Annotated in this window: 25 protein-coding genes and 2 pseudogenes; 18 read left to right on the top strand and 9 right to left on the bottom strand. The window is 67.4% G+C overall.

The window, feature by feature from the left end; all coding sequences use genetic code 11:
* Positions 1-302 precede the first annotated feature (302 nt).
* The 4 genes and pseudogenes from LCY71_RS21680 to LCY71_RS21405 form a co-directional block, all read right to left on the bottom strand.
* Positions 303-503 (bottom strand): annotated as a pseudogene (locus tag LCY71_RS21680) (DUF7961 domain-containing protein); the annotation flags it as partial.
* Between the two features lie 193 nt (positions 504-696).
* Positions 697-999, bottom strand: coding sequence for a DUF7577 domain-containing protein (locus LCY71_RS07840; protein ID WP_225335806.1), 303 nt, complete (start codon positions 997-999; stop codon positions 697-699).
* Positions 1000-1136: 137 nt separating this feature from the next.
* Positions 1137-2225, bottom strand: coding sequence for an aminopeptidase (locus LCY71_RS07845; RefSeq protein ID WP_225335807.1), 1089 nt, complete (start codon positions 2223-2225; stop codon positions 1137-1139).
* Between the two features lie 84 nt (positions 2226-2309).
* Positions 2310-2435 carry a DUF7859 family protein gene (locus tag LCY71_RS21405; RefSeq protein WP_263654244.1) on the bottom strand — a complete coding sequence of 42 codons (126 nt, stop codon included), beginning with the start codon at positions 2433-2435 and terminating at the stop codon, positions 2310-2312.
* A gap of 153 nt (positions 2436-2588) precedes the next feature.
* Here LCY71_RS21405 and LCY71_RS07850 point away from each other — a divergent pair, with 153 nt between their 5' ends.
* Positions 2589-3281, top strand: coding sequence for an ArsR/SmtB family transcription factor (locus tag LCY71_RS07850; RefSeq protein ID WP_225335808.1), 693 nt, complete (start codon positions 2589-2591; stop codon positions 3279-3281).
* 198 nt (positions 3282-3479) lie between these two features.
* Here the strand turns inward: LCY71_RS07850 and LCY71_RS07855 are convergent, their stop codons facing one another.
* A complete protein-coding gene (locus LCY71_RS07855) occupies positions 3480-3989 on the bottom strand; it encodes a metallophosphoesterase (protein WP_225335809.1) in 510 nt (169 codons plus the stop codon).
* 66 nt (positions 3990-4055) lie between these two features.
* Here LCY71_RS07855 and LCY71_RS07860 point away from each other — a divergent pair, with 66 nt between their 5' ends.
* From LCY71_RS07860 to serB, 6 genes are all read left to right on the top strand, one after another.
* Positions 4056-5051: a cation diffusion facilitator family transporter gene (locus LCY71_RS07860; RefSeq protein ID WP_225335810.1), complete on the top strand. Its 996-nt coding sequence runs from the start codon at positions 4056-4058 to the stop codon at positions 5049-5051.
* Positions 5052-5106: 55 nt separating this feature from the next.
* A complete protein-coding gene (locus LCY71_RS07865; RefSeq protein WP_225335811.1) occupies positions 5107-7281 on the top strand; it encodes an ATP-dependent DNA helicase in 2175 nt (724 codons plus the stop codon).
* A gap of 133 nt (positions 7282-7414) precedes the next feature.
* Entirely contained in the window at positions 7415-7915 is a 501-nt protein-coding gene (locus tag LCY71_RS07870) for a bacterio-opsin activator domain-containing protein (RefSeq protein WP_225335812.1), read from the top strand.
* Positions 7912-8079, top strand: a complete 168-nt coding sequence (locus tag LCY71_RS07875; protein ID WP_263654245.1) for a helix-turn-helix domain-containing protein — start codon at positions 7912-7914, stop codon at positions 8077-8079. Before LCY71_RS07870 ends, LCY71_RS07875 begins: the two co-directional genes overlap by 4 nt.
* A 131-nt stretch (positions 8080-8210) precedes the next feature.
* Entirely contained in the window at positions 8211-8492 is a 282-nt protein-coding gene (locus LCY71_RS07880) for a HalOD1 output domain-containing protein (RefSeq protein ID WP_225335813.1), read from the top strand.
* A gap of 90 nt (positions 8493-8582) precedes the next feature.
* Positions 8583-9245, top strand: a complete 663-nt coding sequence (serB, locus tag LCY71_RS07885; RefSeq protein ID WP_263654246.1) for a phosphoserine phosphatase SerB — start codon at positions 8583-8585, stop codon at positions 9243-9245.
* A 20-nt stretch (positions 9246-9265) separates the two neighbouring features.
* Here the strand turns inward: serB and LCY71_RS07890 are convergent, their stop codons facing one another.
* Positions 9266-9610, bottom strand: coding sequence for a hypothetical protein (locus LCY71_RS07890; protein ID WP_225335815.1), 345 nt, complete (start codon positions 9608-9610; stop codon positions 9266-9268).
* 208 nt (positions 9611-9818) lie between these two features.
* Between LCY71_RS07890 and LCY71_RS07895 the strand changes: the two genes are divergently transcribed.
* Together LCY71_RS07895 and LCY71_RS07900 are read left to right on the top strand one after the other, a co-directional pair.
* Positions 9819-10013 (top strand): cold-shock protein, encoded by a 195-nt coding sequence (locus LCY71_RS07895; protein ID WP_225335816.1) that lies wholly within the window; start codon positions 9819-9821, stop codon positions 10011-10013.
* Between the two features lie 185 nt (positions 10014-10198).
* Positions 10199-10369, top strand: a complete 171-nt coding sequence (locus LCY71_RS07900; RefSeq protein ID WP_225335817.1) for a hypothetical protein — start codon at positions 10199-10201, stop codon at positions 10367-10369.
* Between the two features lie 12 nt (positions 10370-10381).
* Here LCY71_RS07900 and LCY71_RS07905 read toward each other — a convergent pair whose 3' ends face one another.
* Complete coding sequence (locus LCY71_RS07905; protein ID WP_225335818.1) at positions 10382-11671, bottom strand: O-acetylhomoserine aminocarboxypropyltransferase/cysteine synthase family protein; 1290 nt, start codon at positions 11669-11671, stop codon at positions 10382-10384.
* A gap of 153 nt (positions 11672-11824) precedes the next feature.
* On the bottom strand, positions 11825-13408 hold the full coding sequence (locus LCY71_RS07910; RefSeq protein WP_225335819.1) for a DNA-directed DNA polymerase II small subunit: 1584 nt from the start codon (positions 13406-13408) through the stop codon (positions 11825-11827).
* A gap of 170 nt (positions 13409-13578) precedes the next feature.
* Between LCY71_RS07910 and LCY71_RS07915 the strand changes: the two genes are divergently transcribed.
* Positions 13579-14505 carry a S26 family signal peptidase gene (locus LCY71_RS07915; RefSeq protein ID WP_225335820.1) on the top strand — a complete coding sequence of 309 codons (927 nt, stop codon included), beginning with the start codon at positions 13579-13581 and terminating at the stop codon, positions 14503-14505.
* A 93-nt stretch (positions 14506-14598) separates the two neighbouring features.
* On the opposite strand, the gene LCY71_RS07920 is transcribed toward LCY71_RS07915, so the two are convergent.
* Positions 14599-16170, bottom strand: coding sequence for a Cdc6/Cdc18 family protein (locus LCY71_RS07920; RefSeq protein ID WP_225335821.1), 1572 nt, complete (start codon positions 16168-16170; stop codon positions 14599-14601).
* 1245 nt (positions 16171-17415) lie between these two features.
* Here LCY71_RS07920 and dipA point away from each other — a divergent pair.
* The 8 genes and pseudogenes from dipA to LCY71_RS07960 all read left to right on the top strand — a co-directional run bounded on the left by dipA (position 17416) and on the right by LCY71_RS07960 (position 25776).
* Positions 17416-18057, top strand: a complete 642-nt coding sequence (gene dipA / locus LCY71_RS07925) for a divisome-positioning GTPase DipA (protein ID WP_225335822.1) — start codon at positions 17416-17418, stop codon at positions 18055-18057.
* A 5-nt stretch (positions 18058-18062) separates the two neighbouring features.
* The gene (gene dipB / locus LCY71_RS07930) at positions 18063-18443 is read left to right on the top strand and encodes a divisome-positioning protein B (RefSeq protein WP_225335823.1); all 381 of its coding nucleotides are present in this window, start codon (positions 18063-18065) and stop codon (positions 18441-18443) included.
* A gap of 12 nt (positions 18444-18455) precedes the next feature.
* Positions 18456-19241 (top strand): OapC/ArvC family zinc-ribbon domain-containing protein, encoded by a 786-nt coding sequence (locus LCY71_RS07935; protein WP_225335824.1) that lies wholly within the window; start codon positions 18456-18458, stop codon positions 19239-19241.
* 230 nt (positions 19242-19471) lie between these two features.
* The gene (locus LCY71_RS07940) at positions 19472-20203 is read left to right on the top strand and encodes a CPBP family intramembrane glutamic endopeptidase (protein WP_225335825.1); all 732 of its coding nucleotides are present in this window, start codon (positions 19472-19474) and stop codon (positions 20201-20203) included.
* 101 nt (positions 20204-20304) lie between these two features.
* A pseudogene (locus LCY71_RS07945) lies at positions 20305-21063 on the top strand (ABC transporter ATP-binding protein).
* Positions 21064-21143: 80 nt separating this feature from the next.
* Positions 21144-22649 carry a hypothetical protein gene (locus LCY71_RS07950; RefSeq protein ID WP_225335826.1) on the top strand — a complete coding sequence of 502 codons (1506 nt, stop codon included), beginning with the start codon at positions 21144-21146 and terminating at the stop codon, positions 22647-22649.
* A gap of 77 nt (positions 22650-22726) precedes the next feature.
* Positions 22727-23500 (top strand): ABC transporter ATP-binding protein, encoded by a 774-nt coding sequence (locus tag LCY71_RS07955; protein ID WP_225335827.1) that lies wholly within the window; start codon positions 22727-22729, stop codon positions 23498-23500.
* Between the two features lie 182 nt (positions 23501-23682).
* Positions 23683-25776, top strand: coding sequence for a hypothetical protein (locus LCY71_RS07960; RefSeq protein WP_225335828.1), 2094 nt, complete (start codon positions 23683-23685; stop codon positions 25774-25776).
* Positions 25777-26246: the final 470 nt, after the last annotated feature.

The raw sequence follows: 26246 nt of genomic DNA on the forward strand, positions 1-26246 counted from the left end.
CGAATGCGGGAAGCAGTCTGATCCCGAATACGAAGAATGGTCGATAGAGGCTAAGACACGCTGGTTTGCTTCGTACCAACGCCGCTACTTTGCCCAAATGAAAGCGTGGCTCCGGGAACTCGTCGGTGGTGACCGTCCGTCCGGTGGCACTACGAAACCGTCCTACGAGAATCCGAAGATCGCCCTGATCACCCTCTCCGCCAGTTCGGTGCCGGATAATACCCGCGTCGGTCCGGTGAAACACGCCTCTGTCCGTCGCGAGAGTTGGGATAGCTGCTACGACACCCTCCGAAACACGTTACGCTCACTCGGTTACACCGACGGATGGCGTCCTCGTTCTGCCACTCCCACATCTCCGTCGGCAGGTACTCCCGACAGAACTGCTCGAAAGCGACCTCTCCGAGGTTGCCGACGCGCTTGCTGTCGACGTCGTCCGCTCCCTGCTGTTTCGCCTGGTAATCCGCTCTGGTCCGGTCTATGTCGCTCGGCGTGTACTGATACATTGGCTCTCCGCCCGGTAATTTCCAGGGCAAATTCCGTCAGACAGACGGCGTTCTTAATCCCTCTCGTGGTTACAGCCGTCGATATCCAGAGATGGTATTAAATGGTATCTAATGGTATTTAATGCCACATGCGCCCAAAATATCGGAGATGGCGGAAACTGACCGCAGCTGTCGACTGGCCGCGAGTGCGTCGCTAACTCTCGCCCGGCAACTCCCGCAGACACCCCTGGCAGTACTTCGCTTCCGCGAGGTTGTCGGTCCCGCAGGTCTCGCAGACGACGGTGTCAGTTCCCGGGTCAGTCGGGAGTAGATCGGCGGTCACGTCGGTGGGGCTGGGCGAGGACTCCAGATAGCCCTGCTCACGGGCCATCTCGACGAGTTCGTCGTCGCGCAGGGCGTCGAGGCCGCGCCAGAGGCCCAGGAAGAGCAGCGTGGGCGCGACGATGACGAACACGGCAGCCCCGACGCGCAGCGCGAGTTCGGCCTGCCCGACCATAGCGTGACCACGGGCTCCGGGAGTGTGTAGTTGACGCCTGAGAAATACACCCACACCGAGAATCGGCCACAAGAACGACGGTAACGGCCGATTACCGAATCCAGCGCCAGTTGCGAAAGCCGCTAATCCGCCGTTATCTACTCTTCGAAGCCGTCCTCGAACCGGAACGTCCCGTCCCGCTGGACGACCTCGCCGTCGACCTCGATGTAGGAGTCCTCGCTCATGTCGACGATCATGTCCACGTGGACGGCGGACTGGTTCTGCTCGTTGTCCTCGCCGACGGTGGCCTCGTAGGCGCGGCCGACGGCCATGTGGACGGTGTCGCCCATCTTCTCGTCGAACAGCATGTTGTAGGTGAACCGGTCGATGTCGCGGTTCATGCCGATGCCCAGCTCGCCCAGCCGGCGGGCGCCGTCGTCGGTGTTCAGGACCTCCGTGAGGACGTCCTCGTTCTTCTCGGCGGCGTGGTCGACGACCTCGCCGTCCTCGAACGCCAGGTAGACGTCGAGTACCTCGCGGCCCTGGTGGTAGAGCGGCTTGTCGAACAGGACCTCGCCCTCGACGCTGTCGGGGACGGGCGCGGTGAACACCTCGCCGCCGGGCATGTTGTGCTCGCCGTAGTCGTTCAGCGTCGGATTGCCGGCGACGCTCATGGTGACGTCGGTGGTGTCGCCGGAGACGATGCGGACCTCGTCGGCGGGGTCCATGATCTCGACCATCTGGGCCTGGTGCTGCCGGACGGCGTCCCAGTCCTTGTTGACGGCCTCGTAGACGAACTCCTCGTAGGCCTCCGTGGAGAGTTCGGCCAGCTGGGCGTTGGCCGGCGCGGGGTGCTGGGTGAGACACCAGCGCTTGGAGAGCCGCTCGTCGAGGATGGGCTGGTGGGCCTGCGAGCGGGCGGCGTTGGTCTCGGGAGCGACGTCGCTGGTCTCCGTGACGTTGTCGTTCGCCCGGATCGCGATGAACGCGTCGGACTCCTCGATCAGGGCCAGTTCGTGGTCGGGCGTCTCGAAGTCGCCGTCGTGCGCGCGCAGGTACGCCCTGCCCGCACGGTCGCTGGCCATGACCGCGTGCGGGTTCGCCCCGACGTCGCCGATCAGTTCGTGCAGCGCGACGACGAGGTCCTCGGCGACGGGGGGAGCACGGACGACGACGTCGTCGCCGGGCTGGAGGTCGACGGAGTGGTCGACGACGATCTCTGCGTGCTCGCGGATGCGCGGGTCCATACCGGATACTCGGACGGGGCGCGCAAAAACGGTTGGTCCTGCGGCGAAGCCGGAAGCGTATCCGATCGCGACCGGCGCTAGCTGCTATTTCCGCCGGCTGTCCTCGACGCCCTGCTTGAACCCCTTGACCGTGCGCCGGACCATCAGGTAGAGGAAGAATACCAGCGCGAGGAGGGCGGCGAGGATGCCGTAGGTGATGAGGTCGGGCATGGGCAGCGCTTCGTCGGCGCCCGGGAAAGTCGTTTCGAGCGTGGACCGCGCTCGCTGCCGCGAGCGTCGCCAGCGCGCGCAGCGGAGTGTGGGTGAAATCACTCTTTGAGCAACACTAAAGGGTCATACGGTCGTAGTACATACGAAACGATCATGTCACTGCTGCCCTCCCGGGACCCGGCGTCCCCCGACGCGGATCCGCGGGTGATCCCCGTCGACAGCGACGACGCCGACGAGGTGCTGTCGGCGCTGTCGGCGGAGACGGCCCGGAAGCTGCTCGCCGAACTCCACGAGGAGCCGGCGCCGCCGGGCGAGCTAGCCGACCGGGTCGACACGTCGCTACAGAACGCGCAGTACCACCTGGACAAACTCGAGGCCGCCGGGGCCGTGGCAGTGGTCGACACCGCCTACTCCGAGAAGGGGAGGGAGATGGACGTCTACGCGCCGGCCGACCAGCCGCTGGTCATCTGCGCGGGCGACGAGCAGGACACCTCCGGCGTGCGCAGCGCGCTGACGAGCCTCCTCGGCGGCGTCGGCGTGCTCGCCGTCCTGAGCGTCGTCGTCCAGCAGGCGCTCGGCGAGGGGATCGCGTCGCTGCTCGGCCCGGACGTCCGGAGCGGCAGCGCCGGCGGAAGCGGCCCCAGCACCAGCTACGCGGCGGATCCGAGCAGCCCGTACTCGCAGTCGACCGACGTCGCTACGGCGGCCGTCGCCGACGGCGGGAGCACCGCCCAGAGCGCGGGCGAAGCGGCCGTCGCCGGCGGCCTGCCGCCGGGACTGCTCTTCTTCGCTGGCGGCGCGGTCGTCCTGGCAGCCCTGTTCGCGCTGTGGTACGCCGACCAGTGACGCGGCAGCGCGTGTGAACCGGCATCAGTGAAATGGCGGTTTCAGGGACGGGACTCGCGTTCACGGGAGTGTAAAACAGTCGTTTGAGTTATCGGCGGGTATTTTTATCGGAGGGTCGTAGGGGGAAACGCGGCGGCCCGGTGCACCGGTGACCGCACGCGACCAGACTGGCACTCCCCCACCGCCTCCGATGCGGGCCTACCGGCACACCTCCGACACCGTCGCCCCGTCGGGCCGACGCAGCGTGACGCGCATCTCTTCCCCCCTGTCGTCCATTTTCACTTCTGCATGCGCCGGCGAGTACTGGCGCGGATCTGCGTGACTGCCGGGATTGATCAGCAGTCCGTCGCCGAACTCCGTCACCGCCGGTCGATGGGAGTGACCGACCACGACCACGTCGGCGTCCTCCTGTCTCGCGAGCATCGACAGCGCCGTCTCCGTGTGCTCGTGGCCGTGCGCGACGACGAACCGGTGGCCCCGCCAGTCGAACGCGGCGACGTCGGGGAGTCGGTCGACCAGTTCGGGCCGGTCGTTGTTGCCGTGGACGGCCGTGAGCCGCGCGGCGCGGTCGTCGAACGCGTCGTACACCGCGGGCGTGGTGAAGTCGCCGGCGTGGACGACGCGCTCGGCGCCGTCGACGGCCTCCAGCGTGCGCCCCTCGAGGCGCGGGTCGTCGGTCCCGTGCGTGTCGGAGACGATCGCGAGCATACCCCCCGATTGTCGGCGCGGATATAAGTCAGAAACCCTTAGGACCGCCCGGGAGAGCTATGGACGATGGCTGAAAGCAAGGCGGTCGTCATGGCGGCGCTGATCGCGAACGGCGCCATCGCGATACTGAAGTTTATCGGCTTCCTCCTGACCGGGAGCGCCGCGATGCTGTCGGAGACGTATCACAGCATCTCCGACACCGGGAACCAGGTGTTCCTCCTGATCGGCCTCCGCTTCAGCGGCCGCGAGCGCGACCGGCGCCACCCCTTCGGGTACGGCAAGGCGGAGTTCTTCTACAGCTTCCTCGTGTCCGTGTTCCTGTTCGGCATCGCGGGCTGGGAGAGCCTCAAGCACGGCTGGACCCAGCTCACCAGCGGCGGCCACGGGGGCGGCGGTCACGCCGGCGAGGCCGTCGAGTTCCTGTGGATCACCTACACGCCCCCGGCGTGGCTGGACCCGGTGACGGTCAACTACGTCGTGCTGCTCGGCGCGTTCGGCTTCGAGACGTGGGCGCTGTATAAGGCCCGCGCGGGAATGGTCGCCCAGATCGGGGAGAACGACTGGTCCGGGTACCGGGAGGCGTTCCGGAAGACCAGCGACGTGACGACGCTGACGGCGCTGACCGAGGACACCATCGCGCTGGCGGGCATCGTCATCGCGCTGGTCGGGATCACCCTCGAACAGCTGACCGGTAGCCCCTTCTTCGACCGGCTGTCGGCGGTCCTGATCGGGCTCATGCTGATGGGCTTCGCCCTGGCGCTGGCCTGGGAGAACAAGCGCCTGATCCTCGGCGAGAGCCTGCCGAAGGACGTCGAGGGGGAGCTTCGCGGTTCGATACTGTCGTTCGACGGCGTCGTCGACATCGTCGGCTTCCGGACGGTGTACTTCGGCCCGGGCGAGGTCCTCGTCACGGCCGATGTCGCCTTCGATCCCGACATGGAGACCGCCGAGATCGACGACCTGATCACGTCGATGGAGGCGACGCTGAAGGAAGCCGGGCAGGGCGTCGTCAAGGTGTACATCGAACCGGAGGACGAGCCGGCGACCGGCTCCCGTGGGTAGCGTCGTAGCCGCTACGTGCGAACCCTTTTGAGCCAGAACGGACAAAGAGTCCCTCGTGGCGACGACCGACGACTACATGCGGTTTTTCCCCTACGAGGAGCCCTACGACCACCAGCACGAGGCGATGGGGACGATTCGCGAGGCGCTGGCCGAGGAGCGCGACGTGCTCTTCGAGGGGGCCTGCGGGACGGGCAAGACGCTGGCCGCGCTGGTGCCGGCCCTGGAGTACGCCCGCGAGACGGACAAGACGGTCGTCATCACGACGAACGTCCACCAGCAGATGCGCCAGTTCGTCGAGGACGCCCGCGCGATCACCGAGCAGGAACGCATCCGGGCCGTCGTCTTCCGGGGCAAGGGCTCGATGTGCCACATCGACGTCGACTACGAGGAGTGCCAGGCGCTGCGGGACACCACCCGCGACCTCGTCGACAAGGAGCAGGACGTGGCCGACCTCGAGCGCCAGCAGGGCGACCTCCTCGACCAGGCCCAGGACGGCGACGCGGACGCCGTCGAGGCCCGCAACGCCGTGATGGACGAGCTCCGCGACCTGGAGGACGACGTCGCCGAGATCCGCGAGGAGCAGTCGGTCTGCGACCACTACTACCGCAACCTCACGACCGACACGACGGAGTTCTACTCGTGGCTGTTCGACGACGTCCGCCGCCCGGACGACATCTACGAGTACGCTCACGAGCGCGAGCTCTGCGGCTACGAGCTCCTCAAGGAGGGCATCGAGGGCGTCGACCTCGTCGTCTGCAACTACCACCACCTGCTCGATCCGACCATCCGCGAGCAGTTCTTCCGCTGGCTCGGCCGGGACCCGGAGGACGTCGTCGCCGTCTTCGACGAGGCCCACAACGTCGAGTCGGCCGCCCGCGACCACGCCCGGCGGACGCTGACCGAGACCACGCTCGAGAGCGCCGTCGACGAGCTGGCCGAGACCGACGACGCCCGCGCCGACGCCGCGCACAACGTGATCGCGACCTTCCTCTCGGCGCTGCGGACCGCCTACGACGAGGCGTTCGCATTTGGAGAACGGGAACAGGTCGGCGAGCACTGGGAGGACCTCGCCATCGCCAACGAGGACGGCCGCGACGACCTGACGCTCGCCTTCCTCCGGGAGTACACGGGCCCGGGCTTCCACGAGGAACTCGACCACGCGCTGAAACTGGGGCGGGAACTCGACGAGCAGTACGAGGAGGCGTTCAAGAACGGCGAGACGGACACCCGACAGGAGTGCCAGACGCTGCAGGCCGCCCAGTTCGTCTCGGACTGGCTGGCGGAGAGCGACGACCTGGGACAGTATCCCGTCGTCAGCGTCCGCCGCGCAGACGAGGGGGACGGCGACGTGTACGGCCGCGCCGAGCTGTACACCTGCATCCCGTCGAACGTGACCAGCGACCTGTTCGAGGACCTCCACGCGGCCGTGCTGATGAGCGCCACCCTGCGCCCCTTCGACGTGACCGAGGACGTCCTCGGCCTGGCGGACGCGGAGACGATGGCCTACGGGCCGCAGTTCCCCGACGAGCGCCGTCGCACCTACGCCGTCGACGGCCCCGCGCTGTTCGCCAGCGAGCGCGACGATCCCCAGACGCAGGACGTCGTCGCCGGCGTGCTCGAGGACGCCGCCCGGATGACGCCCGGGAACACGCTCGCCTTCTTCCCCAGCTACGCCGAGGCCGAGCGCTACCACGAGCGGGTCTCGACGGACGCCACGACCTACCTCGACGAGCCCGGGACCCAGGCCCGCGACCTCCGCCGGGAGTTCGTCGCCGACGACGACGCCGTCCTCTTCACCTCGCTGTGGGGCACCCTCGCGGAGGGCGTCAGCTACGACGGCGACGACGCCCGGACCGTGGTGGTCGCCGGCGTCCCCTACCCTCACCTCGACGACCGCATGGAGGCGGTTCAGGAGGCCTACGCGACCGCCTTCGGCGGCGACGAGGAGGCCGGCTGGCGCTACGCCGTCGAGATTCCCACGGTGCGCAAGACCCGACAGGCGCTCGGTCGGGTCGTCCGCTCGCCCGAGGACTTCGGCGCCCGGATCCTGCTGGACAAGCGCTACACCGAGGCCGCCGAGATGGAGATGCGCGACTACGCCGTCCGTGGGACGTTCCCGCCGGAGGAACGGCGCGAGATGATCGACGTCGACCCCGAGAAGCTCAAGTTCGCGATGCTGAACTTCTATCAGGACGTGGGCGGCTACGACGGCGAGCCGCCGCGGCCCTGAGCCGGCCGCGTCAGGACGGCCAAATGTGACCTGTACGCGACCTCGAGTGATGAGAAGGCGGTGACGATCTCGGGTCGATCCGGCTCGACGTGGTGACTAGGTTCTTGCGGGCGCTGGCGCAAGGATCGAACCCATGGCAGTCCTCGTGGATCTCATCACTCCGGCCGACGAGTTCGTCCTCGCGGAGGCGCTGACGGCCGAGTCGAGCGTCCGCGTCGAAATCAAGCGCGTCGTCGCGGGGACCGCCGACGTGACGCCGTACTTCTGGGCGTTCGGCGACCGACTCGGCGACTTCGAGTCCGCGCTGTCGGCCGACTCGGAGACCCGCGAAGTCGACCCGCTGGAGACCACCGACGAGGGCGAGCGGTTCTACCGCGTGACCTGGAACCAGGCGGCGCCCAGCCTCCTGACCGCCGTCGCCGACGCCGAGGCCACCATCCTCGAGGCCGTCAACGACGACGGCGGCGAGTGGGAGCTGAAGGTCCTCTTCCCGGACCAGGCGGCGCTCTCGGCGTTCCACGACTACTGCCTGGAACACGCTTCGACATCCGGCTGGAGCGGGTCTACCACCCGGAGAACCCACAGGAGCGGGGTCAGTACGGCGTCACCGACGACCAGCAGGAGGCGCTGGTGACCGCCTACCACGCCGGATACTTCGAGGTCCCGCGGGCGACGACGCTGGCCGACGTCGCCGACGACCTGGACATCTCTCGGAACGCCGCGTCCGCGCGCCTCCGGCGCGGCCACCGGAACCTCCTCGCGAGCACCCTCGTCCACGACGAGGGGTCGGGATCGTGAGCCACAGAGGGGCCGGGAGGCCGTCGGCCCGCTGTTCGACGGCACCGTCGGTGATGCGCGGGGACTGAAAAGGCCGGTAGCATTCCCACACGCCGACCAAGACGCTCGCGGACCTAGACCCGCAGGCGAACATGACAGACGGGAGCCGGACCATCGCTGCCGAGGCACTGCTATCAGGCGACGCGACGCTCGAATACCGGCAGGGGGACGACGAACCGCTGGTCGACGCTGTCCTTGCCGCCGTCTGCGACGCCACCGGGAGGGACGCGACCGACCTCCCGCCGCTGTACTCCGCCGTCGACCCGGACGCGCTCGAATCCCTGATCGAGTCCGGCGGCGAGGCGGCCGTCGCCTTCGAGTACGGGGCCCACCACGTTCTGGTCGACGGGGGGCGGACCGTTACAGTCTACTGAGCACGAGATTCCGACCGAAGGGCGGAATCTCAGACCGAGCGAGCGGAAGCCGAACGGAGTGAGGCGACACGCGAACGGAAACCGGGGAGTTTGAAACCCCGCGCGCGAAAGAGGTCGGCAATGCTAGTCGCGTTCGACTTCGACGGGACGCTCTCAGACTCGGAGATGACGGTCCTGCTGGGGGAGCGCAACGGAACGGCCGACGACATGGCCGAGATCACCGAGCGGGCGATGAACGACGAGATCGCCTACGCGGAGAGCCTGCGCCAGCGCTGCGCGCTGCTGGAGGGGCTGCCGGACGAGGAGGCGGCGGCGGCCTTCGATCAGGTCGCGCTGCGACCGGGCGCGGCCGACGTCATCGAGTCGCTGCGCGAGGCGGGCGTGTACGTCTGCATTCTCACGGGCGGGTTCGAGCGGGGCGTCGCCCGCGCACTCGAAACGGAGGGGGTCGAGGTGGACGCCATCGTGGCGAATCGGCTACCCGTCGACGGTGACGAGCTCACCGGCAGGGTCGAGGGGCCGCTCATCGAGGGGACCAAGGACGACGCGCTGGAGGTCGTGACGGCGGTCGTCGGCGAGGACCGGGACGACACCGTGGCCGTCGGCGACGGCGCCAACGACCTGCCGATGCTGGAGATCGCCGGCCTGGCCGTCGGGTTCGACCCGAAGCCGGCCGTGGCGCCGTCCTGCGACACCATCGTCGAGTCGATGGAGGCGCTGGGCGAACTCTTCGAGGAAGAGGACGTCCTGTAAAGCGCTCGGACGGGAATCCGTCAGCTGAACCGCCGGGAGGCGGCTGCGAGGTAGGCGACGGCGACGGCCAGCGCCGCGGCCGGGAGGTACGCCTCGCGGAGGACCCCGACGATCGCCAGCAACGCGTACAGCGCCATCGCCGTGGTCCGGGCCCACGACTCCATCGCCCACAGACCGAGCAGGACGACCAGGTGGCCCATCGAGAGTGCGATGGCTCCGAGGGCCAGGAGCGGTACCGGCCCGAGCGACACGAGGCCCCACCCGAAGGTGCCGATCGACGCCGCGAGCCCGAGGCCGACCAGCGCCTTCACCCCGCGGGGCTGGCGGACGCCGTCGAGCAGCCCGATCCCGCTGTTCCGTGACACGGGTAGAGCACGGTCGGATGCAAGCAAAAAGCTCGCGGTCCGGCCCGGGATCGGCAGACGGCGACCGGCCGGGACGTACGCGCCGGCCCGATCCGCCACTGGAGCGTCGTCTCGCCTCTCCGAGCTATCCGAAATCCCCGGCGTCGGTGGTCGTGGTACCGTGACCCTCGGAACCCTTATCACCCTATCGCGTCTCTGATAATTTGCAATGGCAAACGGTAAGGTTGATTTCTTCAACGACACTGGCGGTTACGGTTTCATCTCGACTGAGGACGCGGACGACGACGTGTTCTTCCACATGGAAGACGTGGGCGGCCCGGACCTCGAAGAGGGAGAGAGCATCGAATTCGACATCGAACAGGCCCCGAAGGGTCCGCGCGCGACGAACGTCGTCCGCGCCTAAGTCGGCTTCTACCCGGCTGTTTTCACGTTTTTCCGCGTTCGAGCGGCTGCGTCGCCGGTCGCACTACGAGTCTTCGGGAACCAGTACCAGCGACCGTACAGCGGTGCGTCAGACACGGCAGACGACTGACTGGTCCCGGCGCCGTCGGCCGGAAATCATATGGGGACTCGGGAGAGTCCACGTCTATGATCGAGATCGACGCACGGCATCGGCGGGCGGCGGCGGTCGTCGTCGCGGGTGCGTTCCTCCTCGCGTCGGTCGTGCTGCTGGCCAACCGGGCGCACGGTCCCGGTATCCTGACTGCGCTGGTCTCCGTTGGCGCGTTCGGGCTGCTCGACGGGACCGGCGACGAGTGAGCGCGGCCCGGATCAGGTCGCCTCGTCGATGGCCTGATCCAGGTCGGCGATGACGTCGTCGGCCGACTCCAGCCCGACCGACAGGCGGACCAGGTCGTCGGTGACGCCGGCGGCCTGCTTCTCCTCGTCGGTGAGCTGCTGGTGGGTCGTCGACGCGGGGTGGATGATCAGCGTCTTCGCGTCGCCGACGTTGGCCAGCAGCGACGCGATTTCGGTCGACTCCACGGTCGTCCGGGCGGCGTCGTAGCCGGCCTCGAGGCCGAAGGTGATCATGCCGCCGTAGCCGCCGTCGAGGTACTCGCTGGCCTCCTCGTGGGTCTCGTGGTCTTCCAGTCCGGGGTAGGTGACCCAGGAGACCTCGGGGTGATCCTGCAGGTGCTCGGCGACGGCCATGGCGTTCTCGCAGTGGCGCTCCATCCGTACCGGGAGCGTCTCCAGACCCTGGAGCGTCGTCCAGGCGTCGAAGGGTGCCTGCTGGTTGCCCATGTCCCGCAGGCCGCGCGCGATGGCGGCGTAGGTGAGGGCGGCGTCGCCGAACGTCTCGGCGAAGTTGACGCCGTGATAGGCCGGGTTCTCCCGGGCGATTTCGGGGAACGCCTCGGCGTGCTCGCTCCACGGGAAACTACCCCCGTCGACGAGGACGCCGCCGACGGTGGTGCCGTGGCCGTGGATCCACTTGGTCGTGGAGTTCCACACGACGTCGGCCCTGTGCTCCAGCGGGTTGCAGAGGTACGGCGTCGCGAAGGTGTTGTCCACGAACAGCGGGACGCCGTTGTCGTGGGCGATGTCGGCCAGGCGTTCGATGTCCGGCGTCACCAGCGCGGGGTTGCCGATGGTCTCGAAGTGGACGTAGGCGGTGTCGTCGTCGATGGCCTCCTCGTAGGCCTCGTAGTCGAGGGTATCGACGAAGCGGGCCTCGACGCCGTTGCGCGGGGCCGTGTGCGTGAAGTAGGTGTAGGTCCCGCCGTACAGCGACGACGCCGTGACCACGTTGTCGCCCGCGTCGGCCAGCAGGAACGTCGCGAGGTTCAGCGCCGCCATCCCCGACGACGTCGCGACGGCGCCGACGCCGCCCTCCAGCGCGGCGATGCGCTCCTGGAGCATCTCGTTGGTGGGATTCATCAGCCGCGAGTAGATGTGCCCGGGCTTCTCCAGGGCGAACTGCGCGGCGGCGTCCTCGGCGTCGTCGAAGACGTACGACGTCGTCTGATAGATGGGCGGTGCACGGGCGTTCGCGTGTGACTCGGGTTCCTCCTGGCCCACGTGCAGGGCGTCTGTCTCGAAGCCGCGGTCCTCGCTCATTGTACGGGCCCACACATGAAGTCCTGAACCTTAAACACGGGCGACGCGGCCGTCCGTGCCCGATGTCACGGATAGCGGCGAGTATTCCGCCGCCGTCCGAACGAGTTCGGCGCGGAGACAGACCAAAGCGCGCGGAGGCGAAACCGGCCCGGATCAGGAGAACTTCCGGACCGTCATGTCCAGCGTGTCGAGGTCGAGGATCGGCGCGTACCCCGAGTCGGGGTCGATGTTGACGCTCTCCTGGAAGGCGGTCTGGGCCTGCCAGCACCCGGAGTTGATCGCGAGGACGTTGTGGTACTTCCCCCAGCCCAGCTTGTGGACGTGGCCGGTGTGGAACACGTCTGGGACCTCCTCCATGACGAGGTAGTCCCGGTCCTCCGGCGCCAGCCGGGTGTGGCCCCCGTACTGGGGCGCGACGTGTCGCTTCTTCAGGAGCTGGTACATCGCCTTGTGGGGCTCGTCGTAGCTGGCCTTCTCGTCGGGCAGCTCCGCGATGACCTCGTCCAGCGAGACGCCGTGGTACATCAGGACGGAGACGCCCTCGACCGTGACGAGGGAGGGGTTCGAGTGGACCTCGGCGTCGTGGGCCGTCATGATCGACCGCAGCTCCTCGTCGAACCCGGGCTGGGGCTCCGCGAGGCGGACGGCGTCGTGGTTGCCGGGGATCATCCGGATCTCCATGTCGCCGGGGACCTCCTTGAGGTACTCCGAGAAGCGCTCGTACTGCTCGTATATGTCGACGACGTCGAGCTCCTCGTCCTGGTCCGGGTAGACGCCGACGCCCTCGACCATGTCGCCGGCGATCAGGAGGTACTCGACGGACTCGGCTTCCTCGGTGTGGAGCCAGTCGGCGAAGCGATGCCAGGCCTCGGCCATGAACTCCTGGCTGCCGACGTGGACGTCCGAGATGAGCGCGGCCTGGACGTGGCGGTCCGCGGTCGAGGGGCTGTGGGTCCGCGGGACGTCGGGGAAGTAGATCGAGTCGGCGAAGAGGATGCCCGAGTCGTCGGCCAGCGTCCCCTCGACGGCGATGACCTCGTCGTACAGTAGCTCCTGGACGAGGTCCGCGAACGGCCGGTCTTTCATCACCAGCGCGGGGAAGGTCCCGTTGGTGTCCTCCAGTTCGATCAGCCAGTGGCCGCTGGCCGTCGTGCGGATGTCCGAGACCATCCCGACGACGGCGGCCTCCTCCCCGCCGGCCATCGACTCCAGCGAGGAGGTGGGTCGGTGGTTCACCCGGCCCCGGAGCTGCTTCGAGAGCTTCTCGTAGCGGTCCCGGAACACGGCGACGAAGTCGCGATACTCCCCGGTGCCCGTCGACCGGCCGGTCATGTCGTTGTCGACCGTCACGGACCGCTTCTCGAGGTTCACGTCGCGGTCGCTCCCGGTCGAAGACCCCCCTGTTTCAACTGGAGCAGCCCCGCCGCCGTCGGCCGACGACGGTGCCCGGGTTCCACCTGAAGCGGGGGGGTCTTCGTCGGGCGTCGACGCGGTCGGTCCCGCTCCCGACTCCGCGGGCTCCGAACGCGACCGTTCCCCGTCGTGTTTGGGTTCTAATACGTCTCTGACGTGGTCCGCCGACAGCTTCAGCGCGTCGTCGGGCGCCGTTTCGAGTGCGCGCTCCAGGGCCGCGTCGGGGTCCGGCGCGTCCGCAAGCAGCGTCACCGCCTCGCGCTCGGCGTTGTACCCCCTGCTCGCGAGTTCGCTGACGATCCGCGCCGGCGTCTCCAGTGGCACAGAGTTGGAGTTGGGAAGCGACGACAAAAGGCTAGCGAACGGCGGAAAAGCGAGTGTCAATGTGAGCTACACCCACGGGCGTGCGTAACGGACGAGGGTGACGAAGCCCAGCGCCGCGTCCCCGTCGTGAGACAGAAAGTTCATACGAGCTACCGCCCGACGTGCCATCGATGAGCGACGACCCGCGCCGGGGGGAGTCCGATCGGACCGATGGCGCCCGGGACCCGTCTCGACGGCCGGACGACGAGGGACCGCCTCGCGGCGACGGCGACCGGGAGATTGCCGGCGGCGAACCGCGGCGGGCCGAACCAGCGGAGCGAGCCGACGACGTCGACTGGCAGGTGTACGCCTACGACCTGGTCAGCAGCGTCGCGGCCGTGGCGCTGGTCGGCGCGTTCCTGTTCGCGGTCAGCGGCGTCTGGCCCCCGCTGGTCGCCATCGAGAGCCCGAGCATGACGCCCCACATCCAGAAGGGCGATCTGGTGTTCGTCATGGAGGAAGAGCGCTTCTCCGGCGACGGCGCCGTCGGCGAGACCGGCGTGGTCCCCGCCCAGAGCGGTGCCGAGAGCGACTATCGCACGTTCCAGGGGTACGGCGACGTCATCGTCTACCAGCCGGACGGCAACGCCCGCGAGACCCCGATCATCCACCGCGCCATGTTCTGGGTCGAGGAGGGCGAGAACTGGTACGACCGGGCCGACGAGGAGTACGTCGGGACGGCGGACAACTGCGAGGAGCTGTCGAACTGCCCCGCCGACCAGGCCGGGTTCGTCACGAAGGGCGACTACAACCACCAGTACGATCAGGTCGGCAGCCGTCCGCTCAGCGACCCGGTCCGGCCGGAGTGGGTGATCGGGACTGCGGAGGCTCGCGTGCCCCTGCTGGGCGAGATCCGACTCCGATCCGGCGGCGTCGGGGCGGCTCCGGCGGCGGCCACGCCCTCGCCGAACGAGGGCGGAGTCCGGAAGGCGAGCACGAACGCGTCTGCCGCCTGCGCGATTTCCGCGTCGCCGTCGGCCGGTGCGAGCACGGCCGGCGCGAACGCGACCGGTGCGAGCGCGGCCGCAGCTAACGCGAGCGCAGCGGCTGCGCCCTGAGACCGGAGTCTCGCTGCGGAGCCGTCGCGTGCGGAGTCTTGAAGCGGATTCTCGAGGTGAGTCCGCGAAAAGCGTCGCCAGGTGGATCCGCAGCTAGTTGTCGAACCGCGCCTGGACGAACGGCTGGAGGTCCTCGATGTCGCCGAGTCGCGAGTCGGACATGAGGACGGCCTCCGTCTCTTCGAGTGGAACGGAGAGGCTGATCTCCTTGGTCCGGCCGTACCGGCCCTTCGAGACGACGACGGCGTTGACGATGCCCAGCATGTCCAGTTCGGAGATGAGGTCGGTGACGCGGCGCTGGGTGAGCACGTCGGCGTCGATCTCCTCGCAGACGCGCTTGTAGATGTTGTACACCTCGCCGGTGTTGATGTTGTGGACGCCGTTTTTCTCCAGCAGGATGATCGCGAACAGGACGATCTTGCTCTGGGTCGGGAGGGTGCGTACTACCTCGACCACCCGGTCGAGTTCGATCTTCTCCTGGGCCTGCCTGACGTGCTTCTCCTCGACGACGTCTGTCTGGTCGCGCTCGGCCAGTTCCCCGGCCGTCCGGAGCAGGTCCAGCGCGCGCCGGGCGTCGCCGTGCTCCTGGGCGGCGAAGGCCGCACACAGGGGGATGACGTCGTCGCTCAGGGCGTCCGACTTGAACGCCACCTCCGAACGGTGCTGGAGGATGTCCCGGAGCTGGTTGGCGTCGTACGGCGGGAAGACGATCTCCTCCTCGCCGAGGCTGGACTTGACGCGGGGGTCGAGGAAGTCGGTGAACTTCAGGTCGTTCGAGATGCCGATGATCGAGACGCGGGAGTGCTGAAGCTCGTTGTTCATCCGCGAGAGGTTGTACAGCGTGTCGTCGCCGGACTTCTCGACGAGCTTGTCGATCTCGTCGAGCATGATGACGACCACGCGCTCGTGGTAGTCGACCGCGTCGAAGAAGGAGCTGTACACGCGGTCGGTCGGCCATCCCGTCATCGGAACCTCCTCGAAGGACTCGCGGTCCTCGGTCAGCGACTCGATCTCCTCGTCGATCGCCTCGACGTCGTCGAACTCCGAGTCCGCAAGGGCGTCGGGCGCCTCGTCCGCGCGCTCGCGGAGGCCCTCTAACTCCTCGATCCGGCCGTCGATGTAGGACTCGTTCTCCTCGATGAACTTGTTGGCCAGCTGGGCGAGCACGCGGTACTGGGTGTCCGTGACCTCGCAGTTGATGTACTCGACGGTGCAGGGGACCTCGTACTTCTGGGAAGTGCTCTCCAGTTCCTCGCTGACGAACTTCGCGCTGGCGGTCTTGCCAGTCCCCGTCTTCCCGTAGATCAGGATGTTCGAGGGCGTGTCCCCCCGGAGGGCGGCGACGAGAATCGTCGCCATGTTGTTGATCTGCTCCTCGCGGTGGGGGAGTTTGTGAGGGGTGTACGAGGGGCGGAGGACCTCCTTGTTCTCGAAGATCGGTTCCCCGCTCAACAGGTCGTCGAACAGGCCCCGCGAGGCCTCCTCGGAGTCCTCGTCGTCGTCGAGGCCGTCGAGGACGACGTCGTCGAGATCGGTGTCCAGGGACGGAGTGCCGTCTTCTCCCTCCGTCGAGGTGATGTCAGCGTCCAGATCGTCGTAGCCGTCCGTCGCGTCGTCGCTCGCGGCGTCGGTGGTACGGTCGGACTCGTCTCCCGCGTCTGTCATGTGGATTCGAACCCCTTTATTTCAAGTGGAAACACTTGCCCGCACCGGCCTAGCGGCGCTGAGGGCGGCGATATATTCCGAAACGGTGGCGCGAGGACCGGCGAGCGAGTGCAGTTGAACCACAAGAACCCGTGGCTGATAGAGTATTAAAAATTTCGGTACGCCAGTCCTCCACGTCGGGAAACAGGCCCGTTTCGACTCGAACGTTGCGGGAGGAGATCGGTCGCTTTCTGGCGATTACGCGCTCCGGGGTCGGCGCCGATGAATCAGAAGTGTAGTGGGCGTTTCGAAAGAGAGCGATCCATCGACGACCGTCGAGGCGATCCCATCGGCGTCCGGATTTTCCAGCGGGAGCCGGGAGGGGACCGCTTCGACTCCGGACCGGTCCCGGCGGGACTTCGGCGATTCGGCCGTCGTATCCACAAGAAAGCACAGGGTTCGATAGAGGGCCGCCAGCCGGATCGCCCGAGCCGGTTCGGAGGCGTCAGGGAGGCGAGGATCGAGCAGCATAGTTCGATCGCACCGGCCGACCCCCCCACCCCTTCGTTTCGGGTGGAGAGCGGGAAAGAGGGAGGTGGGGGGTCGCCGAGCGGATTGTTGCTCTCTAGCTACGGAAAGGCTTATGCTACCACAGCAAAAACTAAACCCGCACTAGAGAGAAAGCATTATTTCGTGTGCTAGTAGTGTCCTAGATTAGTCCGAACACTCCGAGAACGACATCTAGAACACCTCTAGCTAGGTTCGTCCGAAGGATCGTCACCTCGTCCACACCGTCGTCCGGTTCCCCGCACCCAGGGGTTGTTCCGTTTCCAGTTGAAACGAAGGGGTGGGGGGCTCCGGATGTCTTCCGTGGGTACCGCAGGTCCCGCGAGCCTCTCCACGCACGGTCGCTCGCTCACCGTTTGCACCCATCTATTCACGCTGTCGTTCAAATCTGGTCACGCTGTCGTTCAGCCTCGTCCCTGGGCTATCGTCGCCATCGTACCCGCTGTCACCCCTTGTGTCCGTTGCTGTCACCGTCATCCCTATCGTGTCCGTTGCTGTCACTGTCACGTCTGCTGCCATTCCCGTGAGAGAGCCGCGTCGAAACCGCGTCTCGGCCGCGGAATCGAACAGTACGCGGTATCTCTACCGCCGGAATCCGTCTAGGAAGTCTGACTCGTGTCTGACGTAGGCTTAAGTGAATCGGCGGGTCTTCTACGGGCAAGCCCCCGAACCATCGGGTTCGGGCGGGAGGATACGAGGATGGGACTGCTCACAAATCTCAGAGATAGCATATCACGCGCGGCATCGACGCTGTTCTCGGAAGAGGACCCCAAGCGAATCGGCATCTACGGCCCGCCGAACGCGGGGAAGACGACGCTGGCGAACCGGATCGCCCGCGACTGGACCGGCGACGCCGTCGGTCCTGAGAGTCACATTCCACACGAGACGCGGCGCGCGCGCCGCAAAGAGGACGTGGAGATCGAACGCAACGGCAAGACCGTCAACATCGACATCGTCGACACGCCCGGCGTCACGACGAAGGTCGACTACACGGAGTTCCTCGACCACGACATGGAGGAGGACGACGCCGTTCGTCGCTCCCGCGAGGCGACGGAGGGCGTCGCCGAGGCGATGCACTGGCTCCGCGAGGACGTCGACGGCGTCATCTACGTGCTCGACTCGACGGAGGATCCGTTCACGCAGGTCAACACGATGCTGATCGGCATCATCGAGAGCCAGGACCTGCCGGTGCTGATCCTCGCGAACAAGATCGACCTCGAGGAGTCGTCGGTCCAGCGGATCAAGAACGCGTTCCCGCAGCACGAGACGATTCCGCTGTCGGCGCTGGAGGGCGACAACATGGACGAAGTGTACGACAAGATCGCGGAGTACTTCGGGTGATACAGATGGCAGAAGCAAAACCTCAGGACGGGGTCCAGATAGACCTCATCAGCGGCGAGCGGATGGACGGCATGACGTCCATGGAGAAGATCCGGATGATCCTCGACGGCGTCCGCGACGGCAACATCGTCGTCCTCGAGGAGGGGCTCTCCCCCGACGAGGAGTCGCGCCTAATCGAGGTCACGATGACGGAGATCAGCCCCGACGAGTTCAACGGCATCGAGATCGAGACCTACCCCAAGTCGGAGGCGTCCGATTCGAGCCTCCTCGACCGGCTGATGGGCAGCCAGTCGACCAAGAAACTGACTGTGATCGGTCCGGCGAACCAGATCGAGACGCTCCACAAGGACGAGACCCTCATCAGCGCGCTGGTCTCCCGGAAGTAACCCACCCAACCCATGCCCCACCAGTGTACGAACTGCGGCCGGACCTTCGACGACGGCTCCAAGCAGATGCTGTCGGGGTGTCCGGACTGCGGGGGGAACAAGTTCCAGTTCAAGCCCGACGGCGGGCCCACGCCGGACGCGGAGCCGCCGGAACCCCCCGAACCCGCGGGCTCGTCGGTGGCCAGGACCGTCGGCAAGACGGCCGCCACCGTCAAGGACTTCGTGAGCTCGTCGGACGACGAGTCCGCGAGCGTCGGCGCACCCGAACCCGCGGACGCGTCGTCGGAAGCCGGTACCGCGGACGCCGCCGCGACGGAGGCCGGTGCTGGGGACGCGACTTCGCCGGAGGTCGGCACCGCCGGAGCGGAAGTGAACGGCGCCGGGACGACGCCCGCGGAGGACCGCTCTGCGAGCGCCTCGGCCCGGAGTCCACCCGAAACGGAGGGGTCTCACCCGGCCGGAGAGGATTCGGCCCAGGCAAGCGCACGCAGTGAAGTCATCGCGCCCGACGAGATCCCGTCCGAGCCCGCCACCGACGAGGAGCACCACTTCGATCCGGTCTCCACGGAGGAGTCGGCCGACAGTTCCACTGGAAGCGAGGGGGCAGAGCCGGTCGATCGACCCGACCTCGACGAACTGCGCGAGGAACTCAACAACCAGTTCGAGAGCATCAAGGTGCTCGACCCCGGGAAGTACGAGCTCAACCTGATGGAGCTGTACGACCGCGAGGAGTACATCATCGCGCTGCGCGAGGACGGCCGCTATAGTATCCAGGTTCCGGAGAATTTCCGGGAGTAACCGGCCGTCAGCGACTCGCTTGCTTTGTATAGAACTGTACGTCTCGCTCCGCGAGGGACGATCTCGCCGGCCTCACGGTCGTTGTACTGATCTCCTTCACGCCCGATAGCTTGCTCTGGCCTCTCGAGAAGGGGTGGCTGCCGGGTCCGTCACCGCTGAACGCTGCCGTTAGAAATTTAAATGGGAGAGATAATGAAAGTAATTAATCTCGGTGCTTCCCGGATTCACGCATGACAGAGACGGTGTCGTCGAAATACGCCCCCACGTACGTGCTGAAAGCGAAGAGTTGGACCATCAGTCTGGCGCTCCTGCTCGGGGCGATCGTCGTCGCTTCAGTCGTCGGCGGACCGATCGTCTACTACTTCGACGGGGATCTGGCCATCGTCCTGCGGACTGTGGCTTCGAGCCTCGGGATGGTCGTCGTCATCGGCCTCTACCTGTACCAGACCGACCTATCGCTCGCGTACGTCGACTTCCCAGGTCTGTCAGCGAGGGCACTCGGTACCGGCGTCCTCTTCGGTCTCGGACTAACCGCACTGCAGGCAGCGCTGACCGCTCTCTTCCTGTCACAGGGGATCGGTTCGCCCGTCGGTCCCGTCGGTCAGCTCGTCAGCCGCCGCGGAGTCGGATTCCTCGCCACGATGATGGCCGTGAACGTACTGGTCGTCGCCCCCGCAGAGGAGCTGTTCCACCGGAACGGCATCCAGAAAATCCTCGCCCGGAGCCACACGGAACTGACAGCCGTCGTGGGGGCGGCCCTACTGTTCTCGGCCCCTCACATGATATCCTACGTGCAGGTCCCCGTCGACGTGGCCGCGACAAGCTTCGTTCAGGTCCTGATCAACGGGCTGCTGTACGGGTTCGCGTACGCCCGCTGGGAACGCGTAGATGTCCCCGCCGTCGCCCACGCTGTCTACAACTGCGGTGTCTTCCTATTCGCGTACTTCCACGTCCTGGGTTGAGACGACTGCCGATACCACGTCGAGCGCCGCTGCCCGACTGCTCGCTTCACGTTCCGTTATACATCGGAATAAGTTTAACCCGAAATAGAAAAGAATTCACTATGGGCGGGGACGTCGCCATCGAGACGCGGTCCCTCGGCAAGGAGTATGGGGGTGAGACGGCCGTGCGGGATCTTGACCTCACTGTACCAGAGGGAGAGATATACGGATTCCTCGGTCCGAACGGTGCCGGGAAGACGACGACGATTCGAATGTTGACGACGCTCTAGGCCCCGACCGACGGCACCGCTCGCGTGGCTGGTGAATCGATTCGGGATCGGCAGCGGGTGACTCCACGCGTCGGCTACCTGCCGGAGCGGCCGCCCGTCTTCTCCGAACTGACCGGGCGGGAGAACCTGCGGTACGTCGCAGGTCTCCGGGGCCTGGAAGTCCCGGAGCGCATCGAGCGCTTGCTCGAGCGGTTCGACCTCGCCGACGCGGTGGACAGGTCCGTGAGCGGCTACTCAAAGGGGATGAAACAGAAGCTCGGGCTCGTCGGTGCTCTGGTCCACGAGCCCGAGGTGCTGTTTCTCGACGAACCGACCTCCGGTCTCGATCCGCGCGCCGCGCGTACGGTCAGGGACACCGTCGACCAGACGGCGGCGGACGGCGTCACAGTCTTCCTGTCGACGCACGTCCTGCCGATCGCCGAGGAACTCGCCGATCGCGTCGGCGTCCTCGACGACGGCCGACTCGTGGCGGAGGGACCGCCAGAGGACCTCGTGCGCCGCGCCGAGGCCGGGGACGACGGCAGCCTCGAGGATGCGTTCATGGACGTGACCCGCGCCCGCCGCGACCGGACTGCAGCGGAGGAGCGATGACCCGATCGGGAACGGAGCCCGCGGCCATCACGCTCGTCGCAGTCACCGAGGTTTGCCGCACTTGGCGGCGCATCCGCCGTATGCGTTCTCGCGACGCCGCCAGCGGGGTGTTACTCGTCGTCGCATACGTCGCCGTCGCCTGGGTCGGTGCGCTCCTGTTCACGGATGCCGTCCTCCTCGGCGGGGAACCGGCCCTGTCGCTCACTCGCAGCGTCGTTCTGGCCGCGATGGTTACCGGAACCGCCGGCGCGGTCTACAGGACAGTGACGGAGACGGGATCGCTGGACGCGTCCGAGAGCCTGCTGCTCGCGACCACCCCGATAGCTGTCGCGATCGGCGTGCTGGGTGCCGAGTACGCTCGCGCACTGCTGTACCACGGCCCCGCGCTCGGAGCGGTCGTCGTCGGCTTCTGGCTGGCCACCGGCGATCCCATCGCCGCGGCGACGCTAGCACTCGTCGCGCTGCTCGCGGTTGTCCTCGTCGTCGCCGTGGGGTTCGCCGTCGGGTTCCTGCTCAAGTACGCCGCGTCAGCCTCGCGGGGCCTGTCGAGCACGCGGGTCGGAATCGCGCTGGTGGTGGCCTGCTCTGCGGCCGCCGTCCTCGGCGTCGCAGCCGAACCGGGTGGACTCGTGCGCCGGATCGGTCGGTTCCCGCCAGCGTGGATCACCGACCTCGCGCTGATCGGCCTCCCAGGCGTCTCGCCGCCATCGGATCGCGTGGGGGCTGCCATCGCCGCGCTGCTCGTCGGACCGATCCTGTTCGGTGCGGTCGGGGTCCACCTCGCGACGCGCGTGTGGCTCGGCGATGCCGTCAGTCGGGTCGATGGTCCCGGGCCGGAGCGCCGTCGTACGCCGGCGCTCGACCGGTTGCTCGGGGACCGCGTCTCGACGACCGCTCGCCGCGTCGCAGTCACGGCGTGGCTTCGGGGACGCCGGTCGCCCGTGACGGTGATCGACGGGCTGTCCGCCTACCTCGTCCCGATCACGTTCGCCCTCTTCTCCGTCGTCCTCGAAGGCCGAGTCCCCTGGTGGACCACGTACGGGATCGCCGGAGCCGGCGTCGTCGCCACCGGATCCGTATTCACGCTCAACCCCCTCGGCGGCCAGGAGGCGGTTCTTCCGATCACGCTGACGTCGGGCGTCGAGCCGCGCGCGTTCCTCTGGGGACTCGCTCTGGTCAGCTGGATCGTCGGGCTCCCGCTCACCGTGGCGGGGACCGTCCTCGCCGGCGTCGCCACTGGAACCGGCCTTCTGACGGTTGCGGTCGCGTCCGGTGCGATCGCCGTGGGGGCTCCGGGAATCGGGATGGCCGCGGGTGTCGCTTTCCCCTCGTTCGAGCGAAACTCGTTACCCGGCGGCCAGTCAGTCACCTCTCCGAGCCTCTTGGCCGCCGTCGTGCTGGTGGTCGCCGTGACGGTGGGGGTGTCACCGCTCGTCAATGCCATCCTCGGGCCGAGTCCTGATCCGCTCGCGATCGTTCGGGCGGGGCTGCTCAGTGCCGTCTTCGTCAGTCTCACGGGATGGATGGGGGCCCGATACGCCGCCGATCGGTTCGGTAAGTACGTGCTCGACTGCGATCGCACCTGATTGCGTCGGCCGGGGCGATCTCTCGACGAATCGACGGTCGTAACCACTTTCTTCTAGGTAATAACAATCGAAAGATAATGATAGAGGCCGAGAGCTTGACGAAGCGTTACGGGGACGTCACTGCCGTCGACGGAATCGACCTCTCAGTGTCGGAGGGAACGGTTTACGGGTTTCTCGGGCCCAACGGGGCTGGCAAGACCACGACGATAGAGCTGTTGACCACGCTTACGCCGCCGACATCGGGCAGCGCCGCGGTTGCCGGGCGGCCGGTCTCCGACAGGGAGGCGATCAAGTCGCGGATCGGCTACCTTCCGGCAGCGCCGCCGCTGTACGACGCTTACACCGGTCGCGAACAGCTGGCGTACGTAGCGACGCTTCGGGGACTGGACGAAGGCCGCGCGGAGCGTCGCATCGCGGCGCTGCTCGAGCGGATCGGGCTCGGGGACTCGGCCGACCGGCGTATCGCCACCTACTCGACGGGGATGAAACAGAAGATCGGCCTGCTCCAGACGGTCGTCCACGACCCCGAGGTGGTGTTTTTCGACGAGCCGATAAGCGGGCTCGATCCAAGAGCGGCGCGCGAGGTCGTCGACCTGATCTCGGAACTGACTGACGACGGGACGACGGTGTTCCTCTCGACGCATATCCTCCCGCTCGTCGAGGAGATGGCCGACGCGGTCGGTGTCCTCCACGACGGCTCGATCGTCTTCGAAGGTCCGCCCGACGCCCTCAAGCGGACCGCGTCCGACGGCGACCGCGGCACGCTCGAAGCGGCGTTCCTCGAAGTGACCGACGACTCGTCCGTGATCGCCCCGCGGGGACCGGACGACGGCGAGGGTGACCGGCCGTGACGGAGCGGTCGACTGAGCGAGGCGAATCGACTGACGCGACGTCACGGTCCCGGCGCACTACGCTCGATAGTCGTCGGAGGACGATCGCGGCTGTCCGCTCGATCGCCACGGCCGAACTGCGTCGCAACGGCCACCGCGTCGCGACGTCGCGACGGAAGATCGGACTCGTCGCGGTCGGTCTCGTGGTCTCTCTCCCGGTGCTGGCCGGGCTGGTGCAGGTCGCGGTCGGCGCGGGGCGTCGTGTAGGCCGGGGAGAGATGCCCGCGCTGCTCGACATCGCGGTCTGGTATCTGCCCGCGGCGATCGGACTGTACGTCCTGCTCGGCGCAATCGATTCGAACTCGCGACTGCTCTTGTTTGGCGCCCGCGAACTGCACCTGACGACTGTTCCCGCCCAGACGCTGGCGACCGGGCTGCTCCTCGCGGAGTCGATTCGGTGGCTCCTGCCGATCGGGCCGTCCGTGATCGTGGTGGCCGCGTTCGCCGCCGGGACCCGGTCGCTCCGGACGATCGCGGTCGCCGTCTGTGGGACGTTTCTGGTGGTCTACGCTTCGCTCCTCTGGGGAACCGTGCTCGGCCTGGCTGGACGTGTCGCGTGGCGACGCGTGCTCCGTCTGGCGCTCCCGGACGCCGCGCTGTACGCGATCCGGACGCTCGCGATGGTCCTGATCTTCGGCCCCGCCGGCGTCTTCGTGGGGACGCGAGCGGCGAAACTCACTGACGGCGCTGGGCTGGCCGCCGTCGCACCGGACGGTCCACCGCCGGTCCCGCTGGGCCGCTACGCCGAGTTCTTCTTCTTCGGGACGCCACTCGTCGACGGGCCGAGCGTCGCGGCAATCGTGAGCGCCGCCGCTGTCGTGATCTCGATCCCCCTCGGGGCCGCGGCGACGGCGCGGGTCGCGCCCCATCTCTGGTACCTCGATCCGCCGCGCCGGTCCGCGGAACGCGACGGCGCCGGGGCCCGGGCCGCGACGACTGACTTTCCGGCCAAGCGCGAGACGGGGCGGCGGCCGGGGTGTCGCATCTCGGCAGGATACGTGCCGGAGAGCATTGTCCGACGGACAGTCCGCGAGCCCGGCCGCTCGGTCCACCTTCTCTATCACGTCGTTGCAGCTGGAATGCTCGCCGCAGGGGGCGCGTTCGACCTCGCCCTGCTCCCGACGCTCCTCGGTCAGGCGGCGGTTTTCCTCGGGATCTGGTTTGCAGGAGCGGCGTTCGGACTGAACCCGATCGGAGAAGAAGACGGCATGTTGAGTGAGATCGTCCTCTCCGAGTTCCCGCCGCACACGTTCGTCCGGGCCCGGATCCTCGCGGGGACTCTCGTCGGGGTCCCGCTCGTCGCGCTCGGGGCGACCCTCCTCTCGATCGGCGACTTCGCGGCTGGGGCCGTGGTCGCGGCCGAGTTCGTCTGGATCGCACTGACGCCGGCCAGCGCGGCCGTCGGCGTCGGCGTCGGTTCGCTTCTGCCACAGTCGGAAGCCGGTAGCGTCGACGTGCCGACGCCGGACACGTTGGCGATTCTCGCTCACGGGACGGTGACGGCGGTGCTCGCCGTCGCTGCCGGTGGCTTCGCCGCGGGCGCGTACGGGCTCCCAGTGAGCGCGTTCGGTCTCGTCGGAGTAGCGTTGCTGACCGCCCTGCTCGTCGACCTGTGTTACCGGTACGCCGTCGGAGTGATCCCCACGTACGGCCGGTCCGGGCAGTCGAAGGCGGTCTACGCGGTGGAGTTGTGTCTCACACTTTCCCTGTTCGGACTCGCGGCGTCGACGACGCTCCCGGTCGGCGTCGAGATTCTCGTGGGTTCCGGTCCGGCGGTGGCCGTCGCGGGCGGACTTGGGTGGGCAGTCGCGGCTGTCGTTTATCTGCTCGCGAGCGGTTGGCCCCGCTCGTCACTCCGCCTGGCCCTCCCGTCGCGGACCGACGCCGCCGTGCTCGGGGTCGCCGGCCTGGTCTCGGTCGCTGCTGCCGCCGCCGTCCGCTTCGATGTCCTGTCGGTCGGCCTCGCCCCGTTCCCGGCGATGTCGACGGCGAACGTCCTCCCCGCGTCGGCGGGCCTGTCGCTCGTAGCGGCCGTCGTTACGTCCGAGGCAGCCGCGACGACCGTCTTCTTTCGAGGGGTCGTTCAGCAGCGGCTCCGCGAGGCGGTCGATCCAGTAACTGCGGTGATCGTCACGGCCGTGCTCGTGACCGTCGGAGCCCTGCTGACGGTCCTCGAACTGTCCCTCGTCGCGAGCGCACGTACCTTGGGGATCTGGTTCTGTCTGGCGACGCTCTAGGGCTGGGTCTGCGATCGGACGGGGTCCACGATAGCGCCACTGCTGTGTCACGCAGCGTTCAGTCTGCTGTTGACATTGGGCTGGTAGACCCGTCGACAGTTTCGGCGTGCCGGCGCTCGGGCGGCGGCTGATCGACGGCCTCGACAGCGGTCGGCGTCGGACGCCTCGCGGCTGCGCGGGTCGCGATCGAACCGACGCTGGCAGAAACGAGCGAGCGAACCCAGCGGGGTCCGGCGCTGGCCGGATCCACTGGGCGCCTCACCGACGGCGCTCAGCCGTCGTAGGTGTCGAAGTCGGAGCCTTCGACCTCGTTCTCGATCGTCACGCCCACTCCGATGCCACCGATGACGAGTCCGACACCGACGACGGGAGCGATGTTCGCTTGCATAGGCGCTCGATTACGTGTGCTCGGCGATCGTGTCTGCAGCCGACTCGACTTCGCCGGCACAGTGGTCGTCGTCAGCGATACC

The sequence above is a fragment of the Halomicrobium urmianum genome, from assembly GCF_020217425.1.
GTDB lineage: Archaea > Halobacteriota > Halobacteria > Halobacteriales > Haloarculaceae > Halomicrobium > Halomicrobium urmianum.